We start from the raw sequence: 25,635 nt of genomic DNA, 5'->3' as shown, positions 1-25,635 counted from the left end.
GCCTCAACCCACCGGCCGGACAGGGATCAGAAGTCGAACAGTTCCGACAGGAAGCTCTCGCGCTTCTTGTGGTGATGCCGCCCGTCCCGGCGATAGCCATCGGAGCGGGACGTGTCGCGATGAAGGTCCTCGCCGCGCGGCGCAACAGTTGCGGCAGGCACAGACCGTTCGATGATCTTGTCGAGTTCACCCCGGTCCAGCCAGACACCGCGACAGGACGGGCAATAATCGATCTCAACGCCACTGCGATCCGCCATTACCAGGGTTTCACCGTCAACCGGGCATTTCATGGACAACGCTCCTTCTCAAATGGGTCCGGCCTTCGAATTAGCGGACCCGGTCCGCTCGGCAAGGTGGACGCGGTGACTGACAATCCCCATGCTTTGCGTCGTTCGGCCAAACGTGGACGGAAGATGCGTATTGCCATGCTAGCCAATCCACGCAGCGGACGCTTGGCCCGCGAGGACGAGGCCCTTCTGGATGCCCTGTCCGCCCATGGCAGCATTCACGCGATCGAGCAGCTGGATGGCGATACCGCGCAGGCCGTGTCAGCGATTATCGCCCGCAAGCCCGACGCAATCGCCATTGCCGGCGGCAATGGCACGATCAGGGCGGTGACCGAGGCGGCTGTCCGGGCCAATTGCACACTGCCGCTGATCCCGCTGCCCCTGGGTACCGCGAACCGTCTGCCGCGCGCCCTTTATGGCGACCGCGACGCGATGGCGATTCTCGACGGGGCGGGCCGGTTCAGCGCCGGACAGGTATGGGAGCTGGCGCGGGGGCGGTAGGATTTGCCGGACCTTGCCCCTGATGGGCGAGCCGGACTGCCGTCTCCATCAAGGGGCCCCATCAAGGGGAAGGACCCAAGCCCGCTATTTCTCGCCCTTGTCTTCCATCGACAGGTTCCAGTAGCGCAGCACGGTCTGGGCCTTTTCCACCGAAAGGCTGTCATAGACCTTGCGGGCCTGGACGACGGGTTCGCTGGTGATGGAGCGACCGAGTCCGCGCCAGAAATGCTCGAAATACGGCCATTTCAGACCCGTCGCCTTGCACAGGATGGCGGCCGGCTCACCGGCCATGTCGTCGACCATCTGCAGGACAAGCCGGCGGTCGACATTGGCGAGGGTGGATATCTCGGAGATGATATCAGGCATCGCACCGTCCATCGCCATCGCTTCCATCGTGCCTTCCAGCGAGCCGTAGGGACTCAGCTCGGCGGCGTCGCGATTGCGCTGGCGACGATCAATATAGCGCAGGATGCGGGTGACCATCGGGTCGGACCAGCCCTCGTCCGCCGCCATCGGGAAGATGTCCTCCGAGGCGTCGATAAGGATCGTGCGATCGACGGCAAAACGCTCCAGGATCTGGTAGCGGTCAACATGCTCGCAGGTCCAGAACAGGCGGAAGGCCTGGGTCGGACGCAATTCCTCGCGCTTGATCAGGAGGTGGGCGAGATTGGATTCCTCGGCCGCCATGCCGACCAGGTGATCGACCGTCGGCATGGCCAGGGTCGATGTCTTGTTGCGCAGGAGGCGCTCGATCACCGGCGTCTCGCCACCGGCGGCCAGGGCGGCCGACACGGTTGCCGACAGGTTCTCGCGCTTGGCCAGGGCCAGGCGATGCTGCAGCTTGCCGACCCGGGCGATCTCCATCATGTCGAAATCGGACAGGGCGAGACAGTCTTCCAGGATCGGTTCGGCGACCTCGTACTCATCGCAGGCCAGCGTGCGCAAGAGCCGGTGCGGTGCATCGCTGAGCCCTGACAGGCGCTTGGCGCACCGCATGCGCAGGTCGATATCGCTGGCCCGGATCACATCATACAGGAGGTCCCCCACGATCCAGCGCTCGCGCGGCGTGATCCGGCTGGACGGCAGGCCGACAATATCGGCCAGCCGCTTTGCCAGGATGGACCGCGTGCGCGACGCAACGGGCTCGTTGAGCTCAAAGGGTTCGGCATTCGCCATTGTGGGGCCTGTCAGATCCGGTCTGACCGACAGGATGACGCCTGCGCGTTAATGAAAGGTAGGGCCAGGCCCGAACGATCAGCCCTTGCCGATGATCGGCAGCCTGTCCCTGTCCAGCCAGGTCAGGACCGCCGCCAGGGCTCCGAACACCACCGCCATGCCGAACAGCATCGGCGAATGGATGTAACTGCCATCCTCAGCGAGCGCGACCGGCGCATTGATCCCCAGCCAGGGTGAGAGATGGAAGATGATCGCCCCGCCGATCACGGCGAGCGAGAGCAGGCTGCCAAAGCCCTCCAGCCGCCTGGTGAAGACGCCCACGACCAGCAACAGGGCCGCCAGAACCTCCAGCGCCCCGGTCAGCATCCGAAGCTGTGGCTCGAAGAAGGCCAGGCCGGAGCGGTCCGCGATGAAGGCGAAGACAGGATTGGCATCGCCGAACTTCTGCGACCCCATGAACAGCATGAAGGCAGCCAGAAGCAGGCAAAGACCGGGTTTGGCGAATTTCATCATGGGGGTCCTTTCTCGACAGGCATGATTTGCAACAGGGCAACATGTTGCTAGACAAGGCGCAATACAAATTACGCCGGTTTTCAACGACCGCATCCTCCAGCCCGCAGAAGACCCACCCGCCCTTGCCCGTCTTTCGTCCCCTCGCCGGCAATCGCAAATTGCGCATGCCGCCCTTCGGCGCCTACCTGGTCCTGGTGGCCGGCTGGTTCTTCGGCTTCGGCCTGCAAACGACGCTGTTTCCCGGCGTCATCACCTTCACCCTGGAAGAAAGCCCGGAGCGGCTCGGTCTGGCCCAGGCGGCCCTGACCGCCCCGATGATGCTGCTCCTGCCCTTCGCCGGTGTCCTCGCCGAGCGCAAGGACCGACGCGGCATCGTCTTCTATTTCTACATCTTCGCCGGCCTGTCGGCAGGCGCGCTGGGCCTGATGCTGCTAACCGACCATCTGACCTATTGGGTGATGGTGTGCTTTGCCTTGCTGATCGGGGTCGCTGGCGGTTTCGTCATGCCGGCCCGCGACAGCGCCATCAATCCGGTGGTGCGCATCTCGGCGCGCACGCGCCATGGCGGGATCGAGCTGCAGCGTGCCGTGGTGATGGCCTCGGCGGTCCAGTTCGGCGCCCAGATCGCGGGCATGGCGGTCGGCTATTTCGCCGCCTATACCGGGCCCGGCACCCTCTTCCTGCTGCAGGCGGCTGGCCTGTGCATCGGCGGCGTCTCGGCCGCCTTCCTGCCGCGCCTCGGCTCCAAGCGCAACAAGTCGACCGCCCATCCGATGGCCGACCTTGCCGACGGGGTGAAGGCGGTCTTCACCTCGCCCGTGCTGATGCCGATGACGCTGATCATGATCGCGCTCGGCATTCTCGTGGTCGGCGGCGCCTTCCTCGTCCTGATTCCGCTGATCATCCGCGAGAGCTATGGCGGCGGATTCCCGGAAATCGCCAGCCTGATGGTCGCCTTCTGGGTGGGAGCCCTGGTGGCCAATGTGGCGCTGGTGAAATTCGGCCAGATCGAAAAGCCCGGCCGCGCTCTCATCCTGGCCCAGGCCGTGACCGTCATGGCCACGGGCGCCTTCTATTTCCACCTGCCCTTCTGGTCGCTCTACCTGCTGGTTTTCGGCTGGGGGCTGGGCGCCGGCGTCGCGATTTCACTGTCGCGCTCGGTGGTGCAGGAACAGGCGCCGCCGGACAAGCTGGCGCGTGTCATGTCGGTCTATCAGCTGGGCCTGTTTGGCGGCATGCCGGCCGGCGCCGTGCTGATGGGCATCGTGGTCGGCCAGCTCGGACCCAATGTCTCGGCGCTGATCCCGATGTTCGGACTGGGCATCGTGCTGGTGGTCATCTGCCTGACAACACCCATATTGTCTGTCAGACGGGGCCAGACCCATGCGCTGGCCGGCCCGGACGATACAGCTGCCGCGGAGCACCCGAATGCCGAAACTGAGTGAGACCGAAATCGCAGCCCTGAAGGCCAGGCTTGATCCGCACACCTATGCGATCGCCTTCGAGGAAGGGACCGAGCGCGCCTTCACCCACCCGTTCAACACGGAGAAGCGGGCCGGCGCCTATCACTGCAAGGTCTGCGACATCCCGCTTTTTGCGTCGAGCGCCAAGTATGACAGCGGTTCGGGCTGGCCCTCCTTCTGGGAACCGCTCGGCGGCGACAATGTCGAGACCAAGACCGATTACAAGCTGCGCCTGCCGCGCACCGAAATCCATTGCGCCAATTGCGGCGCCCATCTCGGCCACGTCTTTGCGGACGGACCGCAGCCAACCGGCCAACGCTATTGTACCAATGGCGGCGTGCTGGACTTCAAGCCCGGTGACGGCGAGACGTAGGCCAAACACTTGAGGGGAAACACATGCGTTATTTGCCGCTTGCCAGGCGAATGGGCGTGGGACTTGCCGGTCTCGCACTCGTCGCCTGCAGCCAGGAGACTGACATGACGTCCGACAATCCGGCCGCCACCGCGACCACCACCGTGACCACGCACGGCGCCCTGATCACCCGTGCCCAGGGCCTCGAGCCACCACGCGCCGAACAGCGACCGGTCACCATTGAACAGGTCGGTTTCACACGCGTCGACGAATACCAGTGGATCAAGGACGAGAACTGGCAGCAGGTCATGCGCGAGCCGGAGGTGCTGGACACAGATGTCCGCGAGCTCCTCGAGGCGGAGAATGCCTATCTCGACGCTGTCATGGCGCCGACCGAAGCCCTGCAGGAGCGGATTTTCCAGGAGATCCGCGGCCGCATCAAGGAAGATGACAGCTCGGTGCCCGAGCGAGATGGCGACTATGCCTACTACACGCGTTATCGCGAAGGCGGCCAGTATCCGGTCTTCGCCCGCCGTCCGGTCGATCCGGAAACCGGCGAGCCGATGGGCGAGGAAGAAGTGCTGGTCGATGGTGACGCGGAAGCGGCCGATTTCGACTATCTCGACTTCTCCGACATGGAGCATTCGCCGGACCACCGCTATGTCGCCTTCGGCGTCGATGTGCGCGGTTCGGAGTATTACGAGATCCGCGTCAAGGACGTCGCCACCGGCGCCATCGTCGCGACCCTGACCGATGAAAGTTCGGGCGATTTCACCTGGGCCAATGACAGCGCCACCCTTTACTGGGTCTGGCGCGACGATAATGGCCGCTCCAAGCGCGTCTATCGCCAGTCGGCCAATGGCGGGCCGTCAGAGCTGATCTATGAAGAGCCGGATGACGGCTACTTCGTCTCGGTCGGCCTGAGCGACAACCACAATCACATCGTGATCAATGCCGGCGGCCACACCTCGAACGAGCTGCGCCTGATCGACGCCAATGACCCGGCCGCCGAACCGGTCCTGATCGCGGCACGCGAGGATGACGTGGAGTACTACCTGACCGAGGCTTCGGACCGTTACTACTTCCGGACCAATCTGGATGGCGCGGTCGACTTCAAGATCATGTCGGCGCCGCTCGACAATCCGGGCCGGGAAAACTGGGAGGATTTCATCCCCCATCGCCCCGGCACGCTGATCAATGGAGTCATCGGTTTTGCCGATTGGCAGGTCCGCGTCGAGCGGGAGAATGCCCTGCCGCGCATCGTCGTGCATGAATACGCGACCGGCGAGGAATACAATATCGACTTCGACGAGGAGGCCTATTCACTCGGCGCCTCGGCGGGATACGAGTTCGCCACCGACGTGCTGCGCTTCTCCTATGAGAGCCCGTCCACGCCGGAGGAGACCTATGACTACAATCTGCGCACGCGCGACCGCACCCTGCTGAAGCGCCAGGAAGTGCCGTCCGGGCATGATCCGGAAGACTATGTCGTGCGCCGCATCATGGCCGAGGCGCATGACGGGGCTCAGATCCCGGTCACCATCCTCTATCACCGTGACACGCCGATCGATGGCACGGCGCCGCTGCTGCTCTACGGCTATGGCTCCTACGGCATCACCATTCCGGCCGCCTTCCGCGTCACCCCGCTCTCGCTGGTCGATCGCGGCATGGTCTATGCCACCGCCCATATCCGCGGCGGCATGGCGAATGGCTATCAGTGGTATCTGGACGGCAAGCTGGAAAACAAGATCAACACCTTCCGCGACTTTGTATCGTCCGGCGAGGCGTTGGCGGAACTCGGATACACGTCGCGCGGCCAGATCGTCGCCTATGGCGGCTCGGCCGGTGGCCTGCTTGTCGGCGCTGCGATCAATCTCCAGCCCGACCTGTTTGCCGGTGCCATCGCGGCTGTTCCCTTCGTCGACGTGATCAACACCATGTCGGATCCGGAACTGCCGCTGACCCCGCCGGAATGGCCGGAATGGGGCAATCCGATCGAGAACGCGGCAGACTACCAGACGATGATCGAATACTCGCCCTACGACCAGATCCAGGAAATGGCCTATCCCCATGTCCTGGCCACGGGCGGCCTGACCGATCCGCGCGTCACCTATTGGGAGCCGACCAAATACGTCGCGCGCCTGCGCGAGCGCCGGACCGATGACGGTCTGACCCTGTTGAAGATGAATATGGGGGCCGGCCATGGCGGCGCCTCCGGCCGCTTCGACAGCCTGCGCGAAACCGCCCTCAACTGGGCCTTCGCCCTGATGGCGGTCGGCCTGGCCGACGAGGAAGTCGAAGCGATCGCCGCTGAATAGCGCGGCTTGCAGCGCAAACGAGCAAGGCCCGGATCGATGATCCGGGCCTTTTTCTTTTCCTAGCCGTCGAGACGGTAGTCCAGCCGTGTCGTGGCGCCCTGGAACAGGACGGGCTGGCCATTCTCGACCTGCGGGTTGTAGCGCCAGCGACTGACGGCGGTGACGGTCGCCCGTTCAAACGCACCGCTGTCGCAGGACAGCGCCCGGATATTGGTCGTCGAGCCATCAGGCGTGATGTCGAAGATCACCGTGCAACTGCCCGAATTGCCGCGTTCGGCTTCCCGCGCCGGATAGACCGGTTCGATGCGCACGATGGGGACCGGGTTCCCGTCCACACGTGTCAGGCCATCCCGATTGTTCAGGACCGGCGGCTCGACCGGAGGCAGCGCGTGGGAGATCCCGGCACCGGGGTCAGTCGGCACGGCCCGGTCAACCGGCAGGCGCTCCAGCGGTGGCGGTGGTTCCACTGCCGGAATATCGACGATTTGGACACGAACGTCCGGCAGGTCGTCTTCCGGCACCTCATTGATCGAAAAGCGCGGCGTCTCGACCTCCTGAACCCGCTCCACCATCGGAACGGCGATCAGGTCGCGCATCAGGAGAAAAAGACCAACGGTGATGGCGGCCGCAACCGGCAACACGATTGGTGTGCGAAGATTTTGGATCATGGCTGTCATTGAACAGGCCTCCCCACGGGCGTGTTCTGCATGGCCTCACAGAGGTATGCCCCTAGCAAGCCGGCCAAGTGCCCGGCGCCGTGAACCGGCGCCGGGTTGGCCGGTGCGGCCCGTCCTCACAACACGAGGCCCGGCCGCAGGATCAGCCTCGCCACGCGGCGGGGCAAAAGCGGGGCGCAATCACGGTCAAATGGGGCGATTGCGGGGTCTTGTCCGGGCCGGCCTCAAGTCCGCTCCGGATCCGGCAGGCGATGGCCATAGCTGTCAAACCAGGGCTCGCACGGGGCTGGCAGTGCCAGTACGCGCCGGCCCTCGCTGTCATACTCGTCCTCGGACACCACGACCTGGCGACGAAGCCGTTCGATGTCGATTTCGCAGGACTCGATCGTGGTCAGGATTTCCAGCTCGCGAGCCGCGCGCAGGACAGCGCGCTTGGACGCGATGAAATCGAGCCAGCCCTGCGCCCCGGCACGTGAGTAATCCCAGTCAAGCGCCCGCAGGAAGGCCTGTTCGGCGGCGTTCAGCCGGCCGAGTTCCATGCGGGCATTGCCGACATAGGTCCAGGTATCCCCGGGCCGAGACAGGCCGCCGCGATTGATGGCCTGCAGGAATACCGCCTCGGCCTCGCTGAACTGCGCGGCCCGGTACAGTGCCTCGCCATAGGCCTCGTAGTCACGGCCATGGCCCGACGTGGTGGCGACGCGTTCCAGAACCGGCAGGGCGCGCTCCCACTCACGGGCATGCCGCCAGAGATTGGCCAGCAGCTGCAAATTGCTCACAGACGCTTCAACCCGCCCGGCATTGAGCTCGCGCTCGAGCATGACCGCGCCGCCATAAGGGTAGTCGTAATAGGAATAGTATTGCGCCAGCCGTACCAGCTCCTCGCTCGAGGTGAGCATGCCGTTCAGATACATGATGCGATTGACCTCGAAGGCATCAGCCTCCCGGCCATTTTGTGCCAGCAATGCGGCATAGCTGGTCCAGTTGGCCTTCTCATCGGGCCAGCGCGCCACCATCAGCTCCATCAGCGCCATCTGGTCGGGCAGGCGTTCGAGCTGCTGGTAGTAATAGAGCAGGACGGAAATGTGTTGCCGCCCCTCCGCACCGTCTGCCTCGGCAAGCGTGAACGCATCGCGGGCATAGGCCAGGCCGCCCTGATGATCATCGTCCTGGGCATAGGCCTGGGCCAGTCGCATCGCGAGGTCGGCGTTCACCGCAACGCCATGTCCGATCGCCGCCTCGGTCAGATTGATGCCGGCGCGATACTGGCCATCGACCATCAGAAGCTGTCCGGTATTGATCCGCAGCGCGTTCAAATCGTCATCGGGAAGATTTGCCAGCGCAATCACGGTGCGCCAGTCGCTGATGGCGCCGTCCATGCTGTCGAGTTCATAGCGGGCACGGCCGCGCTGGCGCAGCAGGATGGCCCGCTCATAGGGGCTCAGCGACCAGCCCTCGATCATTGCGGCATAGCCGGCCTCCGCCTCGTCCCAGGCCTCCAGGCCCTCCAGCTCGATCAATTCCAGCAATCGGGCTGCCACCGGCGGCGACAGGGTGCCGCCGGGCCGGTCATCGGCGAACGCGGCAGCGAATGGGTGGCCGAAAACCATGAGTGATATTGCCAAGGCCGCCACCGCAAGGCGGGGCCAGCCGGCATTGCGCGCCGGACAAACCGGTGTGTCCATGTCCTTCTCCCCAAGCCATGACGCGAACTCCCCAGCCCGGCATTACCGTCATGTAATGAAAGTCTTGCCGCCCAAGATGGCGGGAATGCGGCGATTTGGGGTTGTCTTTTGGGCGAGGCGCCCGCCTGGGGCGATCAGGCCGGGATCGGGACAGGCCGGGATCGGGACAGGCCGGGATCGGGACAGGCCGGGATCGGGACAGCCTGATGCGAACATGAAAACGCCCCGGCTGCAGGCAGCCGGGGCGTTGGTCATTCTCAGTGGCAATCCGGTCTAGCCGGCGTCGCCACCCGTGCCGTTTTCCTGGGCTGTCGCAACGGCGTCAAGACGCTCGCCATGGACATTGTACAGGTCGGTACAGCGCTCCGGCACATCGACCACGATGCGGCCATCCTCGTCGATATCACCCAGCAGGGTGGCCGTTTCGAGAAGATCGCTGATCGAGAAGCGGCACTCGTCCTGGCGGACGCGTTCACGGATCTCGACACGTTCCCGCGCGGCACGCTGGCGGTTGGTGATGAAGGTGGCCCAGCCATTGGCCGTGCGGCGCGAATACGGGTAGCGCGCGCCCTCGCGGAAGGCGGCCAGGGCCGATTCCTCGCGGCCAAGCTCGGCCCGCACATTGCCCAGCAGCGTCCACGCATCACCCGGACGGTCAAGGCCGCCGCGGTTGAGCGCTTCGGTGAAGGCGTCTTCAGCCTCGTCGAGTTCACGACGCTGCCAGAGGGCCTCGGCCAGCTTGAGATAATCGTCACCGTCACCGGTCAGCTGAGCCAGCTGGCGCAGAACCGGGATGGCCCGCTCCCACTCACGCGCCTGACGCCACATATTGGCAAGAAGGCTGAGATTGTTGCGGGTCCGCTCGACGACGCCGGCATTGAGCTCGCGCTCGAGAACCACAGCGCCACGATAGGGGTATTCATAGAAGGAATAGTACTGGGCCAGGGCCACGACTTCACGGCTCTCGGTGAGCATGCCGTTGATGTACATGATCTTGTTGGCTTCAAACGCATCCTGCTCGCGACCCGTCTGGGCCAGCAGAGAGGCGTAGGACCGCCAATTGCTCTTCTCGGTCGGCCAGCGCTGGACCATCTCCTCGATGATACGGAACTGGTCCGGGATGCGCTCGAGCTGCTGGTAGAAAAACAGCATCAGCGAATAGTCACCACGAACCCGTTCGCCCGCCGGCTGGGCGTTCCAGAAACGCTCGGCCCAGACAACACCGTCACGATAACGCTCGGCCTGGGCATAGGCCTGGGCCAGCATGCGCATGACGCGCGGGTTGAGGGCATCGACGCCCAGCTGGGCAACGGCTGCTTCCAGCGCCTGGATACCGCGGGTGTAGTCACCCTCGGAAATGTACAGCTGGCCGATATTGATGCGCAGGTCAGAGACTTCCTGGGGCAGCATGGCGCCGGTGGCGATCGCCGCTTCCCAGTCCTGGATGGCCCGCGAAACCTGCTCCAGCTCGTAATAGCCCCGGCCTCGCATCTGCAGCGAGATCATGCGCTCGTACGGGTTGATCCCGGAGTTGCCGAGGGCCCGGTTGAGGGCCGTAATCGACTCCTGGAACTGGTCATTCGACTGGAATTCCTGGGCTTCCAGAACGATCTGGCCAATGGCCGCCGAGAAGACCCGTTCAGCCTGGTTCTGCTCGGCGTCTTCGTCGTTATTGTTCCGTCGACGCTGCGCATCGGCATCGGAAATCATGACTCCGGCCAGCGAAACGGCGAGAGCAAGCGTCGCGACAGAGCGCAACAGGCCTGATGTATCGAAACCGTTGAAACGGATCATCGATGGCTCCTTCATACCAACCCCAACTCCCCGGGTCGGCTTTCCAAAATCTCGCGGGATGCGGACCGCACCGGTCCTTGGTTCATCCCGGGCGGCCAGCGGGGACGCAGCGGACCGGTCAGGCCCGCCGCGCCCGAACACTAGTCGGCCAAGCGGAAGTCAAAGCGGGTTTCCACGCCACGACGGGCGACCGGAATACCGTTTTCGACTTTCGGATTGTACCGCCAACGCTCGACAGCCCGACGCGACGCGCTCTCGAAGAAGGAGCTGTCACAGCGGTAGATGTCGACATTGGTCGGCGTACCGTCCGGCGTCACATCAAAGCGAACCCAGCAACTCCCCTCAATGCCGCGCTCGGCGGCACGAAGCGGGTATTGCGGCTCGATCCGGACCAGCGGCTGGGCATCCCGGTCAGAGACCGAGAAGTTGACGCTGTCCGAGTTGAGCTGCGGTGCCTCGAAGTCCGGAATCGCACCCATGACGGTGGCGAGACCTTCCGACGGCTGTTCCGCACGCTGCCGCTCGATCTGCGGCGGCGGGGGTGGCGGATCGACTTGCTGGACATCCTCGATCGTGGTGTCGCGGCGACGGGCTTCCACCTCGGCCACTTCATCATTGATCGAGAAGACCAGATCGTCAGCCGCCTCGTCCTGCTGGACCTCTTCGGTCTTGATCAGGTCCTGCATCACATAAAACAGGAACACCGTGATGATGGCCGCAAGCGGGACACCGATAACGAGACGTATGAAACTTCCCATTTTCTCTCCTCCCGCTACTGGAATGTCGAAATCTTCACTTCGACTTCCATCTCCGAAAGGAGCTCCTGGACGTCGAGGATCAGACCGATATTCGCACTTTCATCACCCTGGATCATGGCACGACCCTTGGGGTTCTCTTGCAGCAACTGCTCGATGACCCCCCGAAGCTCGTTCATTTCATAGACCCGACGATTGACCCAGATCTCGTTATCCGCGGTCACGGCAACGAGCATGGAAGGGTTCTCATCCTCTTCGGTCAGGGCGTCCGGGCGGACAGTGTCCACACCGGGCTCCTTGATGAAGACGGAGGTGACGATGAAGAAGATCAGGAGGATGAAGACGACGTCCAGCATGGGCGTCATGTTCAGTTCGACCTCTTCCTCATCGGTACTCACGCGGCTTGCACGTCTAGACATGTAAACCTCCCCTATCCGTCGGTCTGACGCTGGATCGAAACCGGAACGCCATTGACGCCCATTTCATCCCAGATCTGAACGATGATGCCATGATCGGCTTCGTCATAGACTTCAAGAAGCACCGCGGAACTCGGCTCCTCCGCCCGGAAGCGGTTGACGGCCGACAGGACGCGATCAACGTCGGTCCGGACCTGGTTGACGAAGATCTCGTTATCGCCATCAACCTGGATCACGATCGGCGGTGCCGCGTCAGGCGGCGGATCGTCCGGATTGTCCGCAGGCGGACGCATGTCGATGCCTTCTTCCGAGAGGAAGGTGGCGGTGACGATGAAGAAGATGAGCAGGATGAACACGATGTCGAGCATCGGCGTCATGTTCACTTCGGCCTGATCGTCCTTGTGTTTTTGACGACGCCTCATTCCACAGCCCCCTCACCGATCTCGAGCTCATCAGCAAGCTTCGACACGCGACGCTTGGCGAGGATTTCGATCTGGTTGGCGAAGATGAGACCCGAAAGGGACGCCACCATGCCAGCCATGGTCGGGATCGTGGCCCGCGAGACACCGGCCGACATGGCCTGGGCGTCCGAGGAACCCGAAATCGACATGACGTCGAAAACCGAGACCATGCCGGTCACTGTTCCCAACAGTCCGAAGAGCGGAGCGACAGCGACGAGGGTTTTCACCAGCTCGACATTCTGATCGCAACGCGATTTGACCTCCGAGATGAGTTGGTCGCGGATGGCGTGGGCATACCAGCTATTCCGGTCTGCCCGCGCATTCCACTCCCTCTTCGCCGATTTCGCAAAGCCCTCATGGGCCATGTAGAAATAGGCGAAGCGCTCGAGGATAAAGGCCCACATCACAAATGTAGTTGCCATGATGACAACCAGGACGGGGCCCCCGCGCTCGAGGAACTCCTGAAGGCCGGTTTGTACGGCCTGGAAATCCATAACGCTTCCTCCGGTTAGCCTTGTGCGCGTTCTTCAGCGTGACGGGCGATCATGCCAGCCGCCTGCTCTTCGAGCACCTGCTGAACGCCGCGCGCGAAGCTTTGCGCGAAGCTGTGGATGAACAGAAGCGGGATCGCCGCGATGAGACCCAGAACCGTGGTCATCAGGGCTTCGGAGATACCACCGGCCATGATTTTCGGGTCACCCGTACCGAACAGGGTGATCTGGGTGAAGGTCTTGATCATACCGGTGACGGTACCCAGAAGACCCAGCAGCGGTGCGATACCGGCAGCCAGCTTGAGGAAGTTGAGACCGAATTCGAGCTTCGGCGTTTCCTGCAGGATGGCTTCGTCGAGCTTGAGTTCCATCGTCTCGACGTCTTTGTCCTTGGCACCTTCATAAGCCAGCATGACACGGCCCAGCGGGTTACCCTTGGAACCGGAAGACTTGCGCTTCTGGCCCGAGACAGCTGCCTGCGTCATCAGCAGGGTGATCATGCGGAAGATACCGAACAGGGCAGAGATGACCAGCAGGCCGATGATGACCAGGCCGACATTGCCCGACTGAGCGATACGCTCATTGAGGTCCGGAACGTCCTTGTAGATGTTCAGCAGGGCGCCGCGCGACGGATCGACGACACCTTCGACGATCTCGTTCGGATCGGCGTTGAACAGGGTCGACGCCGCACCGAGGAAGTTCGCCGGCGGCTGGGCCGGCATGTCGGTCAGCGAGTAGGCGCCGGTGTTCTCGCTCTCACCCCAGAGGGCGAAACGCTGGTTGTTGTTGTAGCTGGTGAAAGCCAGGAACGGACCAACGCGGGTGATCGGAACCGCGGCACCGTCGCCGAGACCGGTCACACGACCATTGAAGGTGACGACCTGCTGCTGCTGGATCATCTCTTCGATGACACGACGCGGAATGAAGTCGAGTTCCGCACGGGTCGGCAGGGTCCGGCTTTCGGACAGGGTTTCCAGCGCATCGGCGCGACCCGGGAACTGGGCCGAAATCACCGACTGGTTCAGGATGGCAGCGAATTCGCCGGCCGACTGGCGCGCAGCGCCAAACAGCTCACCGAAGGCACCCTGGCGCTGGCGAAGCTCGGCATCGAGCTCGTCAATACGCACCTGGTTGGCTTCAAAGTCAGCCGACAGCTGGGTCGCCTGACGCTCGAGGGCAGACAGTTCACCCCGGGCCGTATTGAGCTGGGCCTGCTGGGTGTTGGTTGAGGACTGGAACTCGCGCAGGCGGGCGGCGTTTTCGGCGCTCGCTTCACGGACGTCGGAACGCACGCGGTTGAGGAGTTCATTGAGGGAACCGGCCGGCTGGGTCTGGGCCACAGCACCGGCGGTAAGAGCCACGCCAAGCGAAACGGCGGCGGCGAGCATCTTCATGGTGGTCTTCATAACTTAACTCTCCGTTCCAAGCCGTTACTGGGCGACCGTCGGGCCAGGCAGCGGCGCGAGGAAGATCGACGGGGTCGTCACTTCATCGGCGATGCGGATGGCGCGGGTCACGTTGGCAAGATAGCTGCCCGGAAGGGCTTCCCAGTCAGACGAGCCGTTGTGCAGCATCGTCAGGCTGTTGTCGGGGTAACGGCGGATCATCGCGACGCGACCGATCTGCAGGACTTTCACCTGAACCGGCACACCGTCTTCAAGGACTTCCTCGTCATAGGTGTTCACACCGCGGCCGTAAGAGGCTTCGATGTCATAAGCGTTCAGGATCAGGCGATAGCGCTCGGCCGGCGAGATGTTCGGATCATCAATGTATTCGTACAGGCGCTCGATACGAGCCAGACGACCGGCTTCGCCCTCAAGGCGGAACGGCAGGTCGAGGGCCACGAATTCTTCAAGAAGCACGACCATTTCGCGCATCATCGGAGCCAGGTCACGCTCGATATTGTCGACGCGGCCGATCTGCTGCTCGAGCGAGGCGATCTCATTCTCCTGCGAGCGGAGGAAGACCTGCTGCTGCTCGACGAACAGACGCTGCGACTCGATCTGCTCGAGCAGCGCACGATATTCCAGTTCGATGTCAGTCCGCTGGTCATCCAGCTGTTCGATACGCGCCTGGGTCTGAGCCCCGTTCTGCGTATCACCACGCGCGACTTCGAGCGTTTGGTTCAGCTGCGCTACGGCGGCCCCCCCAAAGGCGCCCGCCGCCACAGTCGCCATAAGCGACGCGCGAACCAAATTCTTCAAGTTCACCATTTCTCGCCTCACAATGGTCAATGCGGGTTCGTCCCGGAAGACTCCCCGCCCCAATAAAACTTCGATGCTGAGCCAGCATAACCTGCTGGCCTGGCCCCTACCCTTGGTTCAAGCGGCCTAGCCAAACCGCCGATACAGCGACTTAGCGTCCCAAGTCTGCATGAGTGGTTACCGCAACTGCAGGCCACCCGGTCCGTGACGGTTTCCCCGCCATCTCGTCGGCGCAGGCGCGCCGCTTGAAAATCCGTTGAACGCTAACACCAGCGTTACACTACGATCAATACATCTTTGTGGCTGCAATGCGGCCTGAACTGCGCAGAATAAGGCAGGATTCGCCTGACAGGATCATCCGCGCGCGGCAGTTCGCCCAAAGATAGTACGGTAAGCACCATCCGGTTGCCTTGCCAGACACGTTGTCTGCGCTGACCCGGACAAGAAAACTCATACTCACATTTCGGTGATGACGGTCTTACAATGCCTGCCGGATGATATCGGCGAGCACTTCGACATTCCCGGTCCGGAAATACTCGCCGTGCGCGCCGGGAAGCACGGCCATTGTCAGACCGGACGGGCATTGCGCCGCGAGGCGGGCCTGCAGCGCCTGGTCCTGCCGGCCGCTGCCGACATGACTGACGGCCCCCAGAACCAGCGTGACCGGACACGGCACGGTCTCAAATTCGGTCTGGTCGAGCAGGATGGCGCGTGAAACCTTGCGACCACGGCCCGTCAGCACGCCCGCCACGGCGATGGCAATGCGGGCGCCCTGGCAATTGCCACCGACAAGGATCGCCCCGTCCGGGCGCAAGGCCTCCACCTCGTCGGCATAGCGTTCTGCCAGGGCCGTCACCAGGTCCGGCTCGTAATCCATCACCAGATGCCCCGACCGCATGGCCGTGAAACCGGTCCCGGCGCCCAGCGCCGCCGCCAGCTGCTCCATCTCGCGCCCTGTCTGGCAGCACCAGAACATGTGGGCCGGCGTGTCTTCCGGTCCGAGCGTCCGCAGCAACCCGCCCGGACGCACCGGGCGGCCCGGCCAGCCGGCCAGCGAGCGCTGCAGGCGGTCTGTGACTGCGGTCAGCCGGTTGCGCGCGCCCAGGCCGGGCGCCTCGCCAAAGCGGGCCGCCAGCTGTCGCACGGTCGGGGCCTCATAGAGCGTGCGCAATCCGGCCGGCAGCCCGATCAGGCTCTCCAGCCCCAGCATGGCCTGCAGTCCACGCAGCGAATCCCCGCCCAGATCGGTGAAGAAGTCGTCCTCCGTGCCGATTTCCGCCAGTCCGAGCGTGTCCGACCAGACTCGCGCGATGTCGGTCTCCAGCGGGGTTTCGGGCGCGCGGGCACGCCGTGCCTGCATGACAGCGCCGCGATCGGCCGCCTTGAGCGCCACCCGGTCCGGCTTGCCGGTCCCGGTCAGCGGCAGATGCTCAAGCACGACCAGGCGGGTCGGCAGCATGTGGCGCGGCAGGACTGACAACAGGGCACGCCTGATCTGAGCCAGGTCCGGCGCCGCACCGGGTGTCTGCGCCTCGACATAGGCGACAAGTCCGGTGGCCGCAGCGTCCGCATCGGCCCGTTCCGGAATGACCGCCGCCTGGGATATCCCGGCAAGCCGGTGCAGGGCGGCCTCGACCTCGCCGGGCTCGACCCGGTTGCCATTGATCTGGACCTGATGGTCGATGCGCCCGAGGAAATGAAAGACCCCGGTCTCGTCGAGCCAGGCCCGGTCGCCCGTTCGGTAATAACGACGCGGCGTGCCGCCGAACGGGCTGAGATCGACAAAAACACGCCGGCTCGCCTCGGCATTGCCCAGATAACCAAGTCCGAGACAGGTCCCGGCCAGGCACAGCTCGCCGGGGATCCCGACCGGCGCCGCCCGTCCCGCCGCATCGACAATGGCAACGCGGACATTGGCCAGGGGACGGCCGATGGGTACCGGGTCGGTGGCGCCCCGCTCGACCCGGTGGAACACGGTGCCGATCGACGCTTCGGTCGGGCCGTAAGTGTTATAGACGCCGACATGCGGCAGCAGGGTATGCACGGCTTTCACATCGGCGGCGCGCATCGTCTCGCCACCCACCGACAACAGGCGCAGACGTGGCAACGGGCTGCCATTGCGCGGCAGGGCAGACAGATGCGCCACCCAGTCATGCAACATGGCGGGCACCATGTCGGTCACCGTCACGCCGGCGCGGCGACACAATGCGGTAATCTGCTCCGGCACGGCCATGGTCTCGCGCGATGCCAGAACCGTGCGTCCGCCGTGCAGCAACGGCCAGAAGAACAGCCAGACAGAGGTGTCGGTCGTGCCCGCGGCACCCGCCAACACGACATCGCCGGACGGCACGCCGAACATTTCGCTCATCGCCTGCAGCCGGTTCAGCACGCCGGCATGGGAGTTCACCGCCCCTTTGGGGCGCCCCGTCGAGCCGGAGGTGAAGAAACAATAGAGCGGCGCCGGGTCGGGCAAGGCATCCAGTCGACCAGGCCGGAAGGGGGTGGCGGCCACATCCGCCAGATCCTGGCCGGCATCAACTGCAAGCCAGTCAATGCCGGTCAGCTCGTCAGCGACATCATCGGCGGAGCGCTTCAGTGCGACCGGCGCATCAAGCTGGTCGAGCACGGCCCGGATCCGGGCGACCGGCCAGTCCGGGTCGAGCGGCGTGAAAACCAGGCCAGCCATCATGCAGGCCAGCTCGGCAATCACCAGTTCGGCGCTGACCGGCATGACCAGTCCGATCGCCTCGCCCGGCTTCGTGCCGGCCGCAACCAGCTCACCGGCCAGGCGCGCAGCCCGCGCAGCCAGTTCCTGGTAGCGCCAGCTGCGCTCGCCCTCGACGAGCGCAATCCGATCAGGGGTGCGGACCACCTGGTCAAGAAGGGGCTGATGCAGGCGTTGCCCCGGCAGGCGCGGCTCGTCAGGCCCGCGCCCCAATCGCTCGACCTCGACCGCGGCGGCCGGCGACACGCGCGCCAGCGCGTCCAGCTGACGGTCGGGTTCGGCCAATGCGGCGGTCAGAAAATCCGTGAAGCCGGTGACCATGCGCGCCAGGCCGGCTGCATCGACCAAATCCCGGCGCACAACCCAGCTCAGCCGCGTCCCGGCCTGGCCCGGCTCGACATAGACCGAGACCGCCCGGTCGGCGACCGGAAGGAAGACACGGTGTTGCGACAGGGTCAGCGCCCCGGCGCAGCGCGGCGGCCCGTCGGGCATGCGCACGACCGAAACCGGCGAGAACGGCATCCGGGCCGGATCATGATCGCGACGCAGCGTGCGCAGGGCCAGCGCTGCCGGATAGGTTTCATGCTGCCGCGCCGCGCGGATGCTGGCATCGACCTGCCGCACCAGGCTGACCAGGCTGTCATCAGGGCCTGGCTCGACCATGATGAGGCCGAGCTGGACGAAATAGCCGATCATGTCGGCAGTCGCGTGATCGCGGCCGGTGAAGACGGTCGAGAGGGCGAGGCGTCGGCGTTCCGACAGGGCCGCGATCCAGGCCGCCAGCGCTGCGGCCAGTATCCGGAAGGGTGACACGCCGACGCGCGCTGACAGATCCTGCAGCGTGTCATGAAGCGTTGCCGGCAGGGCGGCCGAGGATACCCGGCCGCGCGGCCCCGCATCGGCGGCAGGCCGGGGCGCAGACTGCCAGGGCAGCGGCCAGGCAGCCGTACGCCCGCCGGTCACCGCATGCCAGTGGTCCCGCGCGCTTGCGCCAGCCTCGGGGGCCGCCAGACGTTGCCGCTCCGCTGCAGCCCAATCGGCATAGCTGCATGGCGCAGCGGCAACGGCCTCACCGGCCAGCTCCAGCGCCAGCTCGTTGTAGAAGCGGATCCAGGACCCGCCATCCATGACCAGGTGGTGAAAGCCGCAGGCCAGTCGGCCGGATTCGCCGTCGGCGGTGAACAGCGCGAAGCGGTAGAGGGGGCCGGTCCCGAGGACATAGGGCATGAGCCCGAAATCATCGAGGCGCGCGGCCCGGCCCGCACTGTCAAGACAGGTCAGGTCAATGACGTCGAGATGCACCGGATCCGCTTCCAGGCGGAGCCCGGTCAGGCCGGTCTCGGCAAACCGGAAAACGGTCCGCAAGGCCTCATGCCGCTCGATGATGCGGGTCAGGGCTGCTTCCAGCGCCGCGAGGTCGACGGGCCCGTCCAGCCGCACACACCAAAGCAGGTTGTGCCGGGCCGGATCGACCGCGCCCTCACCGTCAAGCCACAGCGCTTCCTGGCTGTGGGATGTCGAGATTTGAGTGGTCAATCCATCCACCTGCAGACCCGCGTGACAGGCCCCCTGCATAGGCAGGTCCTGAACTTGCAGTGTCCCGAATTCGTGATTCAGGACAAGTGGTTACGGATGAGTTGGCTGGGGCGCCAGGATTCGAACCTGGGAATGCCGATACCAAAAACCGGTGCCTTACCACTTGGCGACGCCCCAACCGTGACCGCCAGTAACGACGGTTGGCGGTAATTACAGAACCCTCCGGAGGGATGCAACGGCGCAGTGCGGTTGATGGCAGTTCAAATGACAGAATTTGCAGCCACCCGCCCTGACCGGCCTGTTGGCACCGGCGTTTGCCGAGGCTTCAGACGGCTGACTGCACGCGCCCCGCAACCGCTGTCTTTGCCGCGTTGCACGGGGCAGAAGAGTTGGCTATAAGCCGCGCCTCGGTTCGGAGTATAGCTCAGCCTGGTAGAGCACCGTCTTCGGGAGGCGGGGGTCGCAAGTTCGAATCTTGCTACTCCGACCATTCATTTCCCGCCTCGTTTCATACCTCTCGCCCCGTTCGGGCAAACCGCCCGCGAACACTGGCGGCGCACGCCGTTTCCGCTGTGCGGGATCGCAGGCTGCGGCATCCCTCGACCCAATTGCATCCAGCACCTACATAATACTGCGAACAGGACTGCTTCTTGCAGTGCCTGGGCGAGATCATGAAAGCGCGGGGCGAAAGGGCTCTTATGAAACAGTTCTGGATTACATTCTTCGGGTCAATCGTCGGCGTTGTCGTCGGATCCCTGCTGACCGTCGTGCTCGGCGTCTTCCTTATCGGTGCCGTCATCGGCACCTTGGTCGAGGGCGCGCGGACCGAGACGGCCCTGCCCCAAACCGCCATGGTCCTGGAGCTCGACCTGCGCGAGGGACGTCTGGACAGTCCGTCACGCACGCCCTTCGGCTTTGCCGAGCCGCTGTCGGTGGTTGATGTGGTGAGGACGCTGGAACAGGCTGAATCCGACGACCGGGTCGCCGGGCTCTTCATCCGCGCCAATGAATTCGGGATGTCGCCGGGTGCTGCGGAAGAGATTCGTGGCGCCATCGCCGATTTCCGCGCCGCCGGCAAATTTGTCATCACCCATGCCCAGGGCTTCGAGGGCACCACGGTCACAGGCTATTTCGCGGTCTCCGGATCGGACCAGATCTGGCTGCAGGATACGGCCAATTTCACCCCGGCCGGCATCGCCTCGGAAGTGACTTTCCTGGGCGGGCTGTTCGAGCATTTCGACGCGGTTCCCCAGTTCGAGCAGTTCCACGAGTACAAGAACGCCGCCAACACCTACACCCAGTCCGGTTTCACCGAGGCGCACCGTGAGGCGACCCTGTCCTATATGGGCTCGATCTACGACACGGCGGTCAGCCATATCGCAGCAGATCGCGGCCTCACCGAGACCGCCCTGCGCGACATTTTTGAAACCGCACCGCACACGGCCGAAGAAGCCGAGGCGCTGGGCCTGGTCGATCAGCTCGGCCATGTCATTGAAGCGCGCGAGGCCACGCTCACCCGCGTCGGTACCGGCGGCCGCTTTGTCGACATCAGCCAGTACAACAGCCTGGCAACCCCCGCCTGGAGCAATGGCCCGATCATCGCCCTGATCGAAGGCCAGGGCGCCATCGTCACCGGCTCGCCGTCAGCCAGCCCGTTCGGTGGCGAGAACATGATTGGCGGCGACTTCATGTCGGAAGCCATTCTCGACGCGGCCGACGATCCGTCGGTGCGCGCCATCGTGATCCGGGTCGATTCGCCGGGCGGGTCGGCCATCGCATCGGATCAGGTCTGGCATGCCGTCACCCGGGCCCGTGAAGCCGGCAAGCCCGTCGTGGTTTCCATGGCCTCGCTGGCCGCATCCGGCGGCTACTACCTCGCCGCACCGGCTGATTATGTGCTGGCCCACGAGACCACCCTGACCGGATCGATCGGCGTTCTCGGCGGCAAGATCGTGCTTGACGGGACGTTCGACCTCGTCGGGTTGAATGCCGAGACGGTGTCGGTCGGCGGCGAATACGCCACCGCCTTTTCCGCGTCCGAGGCGTGGAGCGAGACGCAGCGTGCGGCCTATCGCGACCAGATGTCGGATATCTATGACGACTTCACCCAGCGCGTGGCCGATGGCCGCGACCTGCCTCTGGAACGCGTCCTGGAGATCGCCCGCGGGCGCGTCTGGACCGGCGCACAGGCGCTTGATCTGGGCCTCGTCGACGAGATTGGCGGCCTGCGCGATGCCATCGGCGCAGCACGCGAATTCGCCGGCATTGATCCCGACCAGGCGATCCGCCTGCGCCGCTTCCCGGCCGAGCGTTCAGCCCTCGAGGCCTTCCAGGAAATGTTCGGCGTGTCAGCCGACACGGCCCAGTCCGCCGCCCGTCTCAACGCGCTGATGGAACTGCCGGAAGTCCGCGCCGCCCTGGAAGCCCGCGAGGCCGCGACACGGACCGGCGTGCAGATGCGCTCGGATGCAGCCCTGCCGCAGTAAGCCGCGTAGTAAAGGGGACAGGTACAATTAACGCGCGGCGTTAATTGTACCTGTCCCCAATCTCGAGATCGCTGATCGCTGATCGCTAGGACGTCAGCACGCCCACGATCAGCAAGCCCAGCAGGCCGACGCTCAGCAGGATGGCGTAGGCAAAATCGAGGATCACCACGCGCAGCAGCGAAGTAAAACGCCCGTGCGCATAGACGGTCCGGTGCAGGCGGTAAAGATACCAGTTCGACCAGATCAGTCCGACCAGGGTGACAATGCCGCCATGGATCACATAGGCGGCGATCGAAAGCCCCGTGATCAGGAACAGCATGAAGGCGTGGAAGTGCAGCGACACCACAAGGTGATCGTAGAAGAAATAGCCCCTCTTGTAGAAATGCATGCCCGCCAGCATCAACGCATAGAGCGGCAGCATGAAGAACATCATCGTCGGCGCCCAGCGTTGCATGGACGCGACCAGCGTCGCGCCCCTGCTGTCAATGATGCGATCAAAGCGCTCGACCAGCGCCTGCCGGGCCTCCAGCGGCAATTCCTCGAGCCCGTTGGGGTCGACCGTCATGCCCTCGCCAACCTCGATCGGACCATCCGGCGTCTCGACCGCGTCTGCCGCGTCAGACGGATAGAGTTCCGGCAACAGGGCCTGACGGAATTGTCGCTTGATGTCATCGCGACTGGCCCGCGCTTGCATTTCCTGCACTTCCGGCGGCAGATCCGGCACAGCGTCCGCCTGGGCGATCCCGGTTTCGGCAAGGCGGGCAATCCGCTCACGTTCCTCGGCGCTCATACCAGCTTCGGCCAGCCGGGTGTCCAGCTCCGCCAGATTTGTCTGGATGGCCTCGCCATCCGCCACGGCGGCGTTCGCGATCTCCCGCGCGGCATCGAGATCCGCGCCATCGCCGCCACCGCCAATTCCATCAAGGGCGAAAACAAACAGGAAAAACAGCACACTCGCCGTCAGATAGAGACGGAAGGGCATGACATAGCGGGCGCGCACGCCGCTGAGATAATTCTGGGTGATCTTGCCGGGCTGGAACATCAGCGGCGGAAGGGTGCGCCACAGGCGCCCCTCGAGACCGAACAGGCCATCGAGGATGTCGGTCAGCAACTCCCAGATCGGCCGGTGATAGGTGTCGGCGGTCTGGCCACAACTGTGACAGACCGGGCCGGACAGCTCGGTCGAGCAGTTCGAGCAATGTCCGGCGGGGGTCGGCGCCTCGAACACGGAGTATCTCGCGCGTTTCTTGCGCTTGGAAGCCTGGATCGAGTCGCCAAGCTCGCCGGCGGCGCTACCTGCGACCACGGCGTCACTGATGGGATCACTTCCGGTCATGAAAAAGCCCTGCCCCTGGCATTGTGCGCGCACAAGCTAGGTCGGCAGGGCCTCCTCTGACAAGCGCTGCGACGGCTACTCGTCGGTCGCGGCCGTCTCTTCCAGGTCCGCAAAGCACAAAAAGCGCGAGCGGTGGATGTTGGTGAGATTGTCTTCCCAACCGGTGATACGCGGGTTCACAAGGTTCTTGTTGACGTAGAAGACAATCGGGATGATCGGCATGTCGTCGATCATCATCTGCTCGGCCTCGGCCATCATGCGGCCACGCAGTTCCAGGTCGAGCTCGCGATTGGCCTCGGTCACCAGGCTGTCGAATTCCGGATTGTTGTAGCGGGCATAATTCATCGGCACCGACCGATACTCGCCAAGGAAGAGGAAATTGTAGGGATCGTTGTAGTCGGCGATCCAGCCGCCGTCTGCGACCTGGAAATCGGACGCGCGCAGATTGTCGTAATGGATCTGCGTGTCGTTGACGATCAGCTCGGGCTGGACCCAGTCGGCAATCGCCGACCAGTCATTCTGCACCACCGGCGCGATGCGCGGATTATCGCCTGTCGCACGATAGGTGTACTCGAATTCGAACGGATTGTCGGGACCATAGCCGGCGGCCTCGAGTAGCTCACGCGCCATCCCGCGGCGCTGTTCGACCGGGATGTCGGCCCACTCGGCCTCGACACCGCCCGGATAATTGGCAACGCCCGGCGGGATCATCGAATAGGCGGGCTGCTGGCCGGCCCTCAGGATCTCGTTGGCGATGAAGTCGCGATCGATCGCCATGCCCAGCGCATTGCGGACATTGGCATCGTCGAACTGTTCGATGGTCGTGTTGATCGAGAAGTAGATCGTGCCCATGAAGGGATTCACGCGGACATAGTCCGGGATTTCACGGCGCAGGAATTCCATCTGCTGGCCGGGGAATTCCATGTTCAGGTCAAGCTCGCCATTGCGGACCCGGCGACCGGCCGCCGAATTGTCGACGGTCGGGTAGAAATACACGTCGTCGATACAGACATTGGCGTCGTCGTAGAAATTCTCGTTGCGGACCAGATGGACATAATTATTGGTCCGCCAGTCCTCGAGCGTATAGGCGCCGTTCGACACCATATTGCCCGGGCGAACCCATTCATCGCCATAGACCTCGACCACGTGCTGCGGGAGCGGGAAGGTGGTGTAGTGGGTCAGGAGACCCGGCAGGTAGGGCGCCGGATTGACCAGCTGGACTTCCAGGGTGCGGTCATCAATCGCGCGCACGCCGATGGTCGACGGTTCCGCGGCCCCGGTCGAGGCTTCCTCGATACCGGCGATCGGGTACAGCAGAGAGACATATTGTGCACCGGTGGTGGGTGTCGCGATGCGCTGCCAGGCAAAGACGAAATCACCAGCCGTCACCCGTTCGCCGTCCGACCAGACCGCTTCCCGCAGGGTGAAGGTCCAGGTCAGGCCATCCTCGGAGACTTCCCAGCTTTCGGCCATGCCCGGGATCGGCGCGCCGTCCGGATCATCCGTGAACAGGCCGAGGAACATGTCGCCAATGATGTTGTTTTCCCAGGTGCCGGAGGCCTTGTGCGGATCAAGCGAAAGCGGCTCCGCATTGTTTCCCCGGTGCAGCACCACCGATGTGGAATCGGCGGCATCATTGCCGCCACAGCTGGCCAGGGCCAGCGCTGAGGTGGTGATGAGGACAGTCTTGAAAATTTTTGTGCGGATCACGGTTTCGGTCTCCCCTCCGAAGCAGCACGACGAGTCAGTTGGCGATGTTCTATCTGAACATCACCGGCCGGTCGACACTGGCCGAGCGGTCGCGCATAGTCGAACAAGCAAATAGATTTACACGAGTCACCATGAACGCGCGATTACTGATTCTTCTGCCTGCCACCCTGATCACCGCCCCGGCGCTCGGACAGGCGAGCGATTCGCCGCTGGACCCGCTTTTCACCTGCCGCGACATCGCGGATGACAGCGCCCGACTGGTTTGTCTGGATGCGGCGGTCGATGCCTTGCGCGGCGAGACCCAGCGGGGTGAGGTTGTCGCGGTTGAACGCGAGCAGATCGAGGCGGCCGAGGAAGCCACTTACGGGCTGAGCATTCCAACGCTGCGTCTTCCCGGATTGTCTTTGCGCGGCAGCGAAGACGATACCGAGCTTGCGGAAATCGAGTCCGCGGCGGCCTCTCCCGATCGCGTGATCGTCCGCAATGACCGCGGCCAGATCTCCCGGATCGAGGGCCTGCGCGTCCTGGAAATTTCCGAAAATCGCAGCGGTGAAAAAATCATCCGGCTTGCCAACGGCCAGGTCTGGCGACAAACCGACAGCACCTATGTGCAACTCACTCGCAGCCGGGCCGACACCGACTATACGGTGACCATCTCGGACGGTGCGCTGGGCTCGCATTTCATGCGCCTGGACAATGGCGGTCGCCGTTTCCGGGCCGTCCGCGTCGAATAAGCAATCGAGGTTTAC

At 64.0% G+C, this 25,635-nt stretch carries 21 protein-coding genes and 2 tRNA genes; 7 read left to right on the top strand and 16 right to left on the bottom strand.

The genetic code is table 11. The features are described from left to right. Positions 1-26: 26 nt before the first annotated feature. Positions 27-290: a zf-TFIIB domain-containing protein gene (locus tag QZZ02_RS02890; RefSeq protein WP_291842180.1), complete on the bottom strand. Its 264-nt coding sequence runs from the start codon at positions 288-290 to the stop codon at positions 27-29. Between the two features lie 123 nt (positions 291-413). Between QZZ02_RS02890 and QZZ02_RS02885 the strand changes: the two genes are divergently transcribed. Further along, positions 414-788: a diacylglycerol kinase family protein gene (locus QZZ02_RS02885; protein ID WP_291842178.1), complete on the top strand. Its 375-nt coding sequence runs from the start codon at positions 414-416 to the stop codon at positions 786-788. Between the two features lie 84 nt (positions 789-872). Here the strand turns inward: QZZ02_RS02885 and QZZ02_RS02880 are convergent, their stop codons facing one another. Beyond that, entirely contained in the window at positions 873-1,964 is a 1,092-nt protein-coding gene (locus QZZ02_RS02880; RefSeq protein ID WP_291842177.1) for a DUF2336 domain-containing protein, read from the bottom strand. A gap of 78 nt (positions 1,965-2,042) precedes the next feature. Further along, positions 2,043-2,474 (bottom strand): DoxX family protein, encoded by a 432-nt coding sequence (locus tag QZZ02_RS02875; RefSeq protein WP_291842175.1) that lies wholly within the window; start codon positions 2,472-2,474, stop codon positions 2,043-2,045. 125 nt (positions 2,475-2,599) lie between these two features. Between QZZ02_RS02875 and QZZ02_RS02870 the strand changes: the two genes are divergently transcribed. From QZZ02_RS02870 to QZZ02_RS02860, 3 genes are read left to right on the top strand one after another with little or no spacing between them, the layout of a single operon-like run. Further along, positions 2,600-3,922 (top strand): MFS transporter, encoded by a 1,323-nt coding sequence (locus tag QZZ02_RS02870; protein ID WP_291842174.1) that lies wholly within the window; start codon positions 2,600-2,602, stop codon positions 3,920-3,922. After that, complete coding sequence (gene msrB, locus QZZ02_RS02865; RefSeq protein WP_291842172.1) at positions 3,906-4,313, top strand: peptide-methionine (R)-S-oxide reductase MsrB; 408 nt, start codon at positions 3,906-3,908, stop codon at positions 4,311-4,313. Before QZZ02_RS02870 ends, msrB begins: the two co-directional genes overlap by 17 nt. A 23-nt stretch (positions 4,314-4,336) precedes the next feature. Then, positions 4,337-6,610, top strand: coding sequence for a S9 family peptidase (locus tag QZZ02_RS02860; RefSeq protein WP_291842170.1), 2,274 nt, complete (start codon positions 4,337-4,339; stop codon positions 6,608-6,610). Positions 6,611-6,669: 59 nt separating this feature from the next. Here the strand turns inward: QZZ02_RS02860 and QZZ02_RS02855 are convergent, their stop codons facing one another. The 11 genes from QZZ02_RS02855 to QZZ02_RS02805 all read right to left on the bottom strand — a co-directional run bounded on the left by QZZ02_RS02855 (position 6,670) and on the right by QZZ02_RS02805 (position 19,531). After that, on the bottom strand, positions 6,670-7,287 hold the full coding sequence (locus tag QZZ02_RS02855) for an energy transducer TonB (RefSeq protein ID WP_291842169.1): 618 nt from the start codon (positions 7,285-7,287) through the stop codon (positions 6,670-6,672). Positions 7,288-7,511: 224 nt separating this feature from the next. After that, positions 7,512-8,972 (bottom strand): hypothetical protein, encoded by a 1,461-nt coding sequence (locus QZZ02_RS02850; RefSeq protein ID WP_291842167.1) that lies wholly within the window; start codon positions 8,970-8,972, stop codon positions 7,512-7,514. A 273-nt stretch (positions 8,973-9,245) separates the two neighbouring features. Further along, positions 9,246-10,766, bottom strand: coding sequence for a tetratricopeptide repeat protein (locus QZZ02_RS02845; protein WP_291842165.1), 1,521 nt, complete (start codon positions 10,764-10,766; stop codon positions 9,246-9,248). Between the two features lie 140 nt (positions 10,767-10,906). Next, a complete protein-coding gene (locus QZZ02_RS02840) occupies positions 10,907-11,524 on the bottom strand; it encodes an energy transducer TonB (RefSeq protein WP_291842163.1) in 618 nt (205 codons plus the stop codon). 14 nt (positions 11,525-11,538) lie between these two features. Further along, positions 11,539-11,940: a biopolymer transporter ExbD gene (locus QZZ02_RS02835; protein WP_291842161.1), complete on the bottom strand. Its 402-nt coding sequence runs from the start codon at positions 11,938-11,940 to the stop codon at positions 11,539-11,541. Positions 11,941-11,951: 11 nt separating this feature from the next. After that, positions 11,952-12,359: a biopolymer transporter ExbD gene (locus QZZ02_RS02830; RefSeq protein WP_291842159.1), complete on the bottom strand. Its 408-nt coding sequence runs from the start codon at positions 12,357-12,359 to the stop codon at positions 11,952-11,954. Next, complete coding sequence (locus QZZ02_RS02825; RefSeq protein WP_366511486.1) at positions 12,356-12,892, bottom strand: MotA/TolQ/ExbB proton channel family protein; 537 nt, start codon at positions 12,890-12,892, stop codon at positions 12,356-12,358. The genes QZZ02_RS02830 and QZZ02_RS02825 overlap by 4 nt, the downstream gene beginning before the upstream one ends. A gap of 14 nt (positions 12,893-12,906) precedes the next feature. Next, positions 12,907-14,295, bottom strand: coding sequence for a MotA/TolQ/ExbB proton channel family protein (locus QZZ02_RS02820; RefSeq protein ID WP_291842155.1), 1,389 nt, complete (start codon positions 14,293-14,295; stop codon positions 12,907-12,909). A gap of 24 nt (positions 14,296-14,319) precedes the next feature. Continuing rightward, positions 14,320-15,102 (bottom strand): DUF3450 domain-containing protein, encoded by a 783-nt coding sequence (locus QZZ02_RS02815; RefSeq protein ID WP_291842153.1) that lies wholly within the window; start codon positions 15,100-15,102, stop codon positions 14,320-14,322. Between the two features lie 469 nt (positions 15,103-15,571). Then, complete coding sequence (locus tag QZZ02_RS02810; RefSeq protein ID WP_291842151.1) at positions 15,572-19,354, bottom strand: amino acid adenylation domain-containing protein; 3,783 nt, start codon at positions 19,352-19,354, stop codon at positions 15,572-15,574. A gap of 102 nt (positions 19,355-19,456) precedes the next feature. After that, a tRNA-Gln gene (locus QZZ02_RS02805) sits at positions 19,457-19,531 on the bottom strand. Positions 19,532-19,767: 236 nt separating this feature from the next. Here QZZ02_RS02805 and QZZ02_RS02800 point away from each other — a divergent pair. Further along, positions 19,768-19,844 (top strand) — tRNA-Pro (locus QZZ02_RS02800). Between the two features lie 208 nt (positions 19,845-20,052). Further along, positions 20,053-21,840 carry a signal peptide peptidase SppA gene (gene sppA, locus QZZ02_RS02795; protein ID WP_291842150.1) on the top strand — a complete coding sequence of 596 codons (1,788 nt, stop codon included), beginning with the start codon at positions 20,053-20,055 and terminating at the stop codon, positions 21,838-21,840. A gap of 85 nt (positions 21,841-21,925) precedes the next feature. On the opposite strand, the gene QZZ02_RS02790 is transcribed toward sppA, so the two are convergent. Beyond that, positions 21,926-23,176, bottom strand: a complete 1,251-nt coding sequence (locus QZZ02_RS02790) for a DUF3667 domain-containing protein (protein WP_291842149.1) — start codon at positions 23,174-23,176, stop codon at positions 21,926-21,928. A 75-nt stretch (positions 23,177-23,251) separates the two neighbouring features. Further along, positions 23,252-24,886, bottom strand: a complete 1,635-nt coding sequence (locus QZZ02_RS02785; RefSeq protein ID WP_291842148.1) for a peptide ABC transporter substrate-binding protein — start codon at positions 24,884-24,886, stop codon at positions 23,252-23,254. A gap of 131 nt (positions 24,887-25,017) precedes the next feature. On the opposite strand from QZZ02_RS02785, the gene QZZ02_RS02780 reads away from it, so the two are divergent. Further along, positions 25,018-25,620 carry a hypothetical protein gene (locus tag QZZ02_RS02780; protein WP_291842146.1) on the top strand — a complete coding sequence of 201 codons (603 nt, stop codon included), beginning with the start codon at positions 25,018-25,020 and terminating at the stop codon, positions 25,618-25,620. The last annotated feature ends 15 nt before the right edge of the window (positions 25,621-25,635 follow it).

This window comes from Maricaulis sp. (genome assembly GCF_015665295.1).
In the GTDB taxonomy this organism is placed as follows: domain Bacteria; phylum Pseudomonadota; class Alphaproteobacteria; order Caulobacterales; family Maricaulaceae; genus Maricaulis.
Note: the sequence above shows the minus strand (reverse complement) of the source record. Positions and strands in the feature narration are given on the sequence as shown.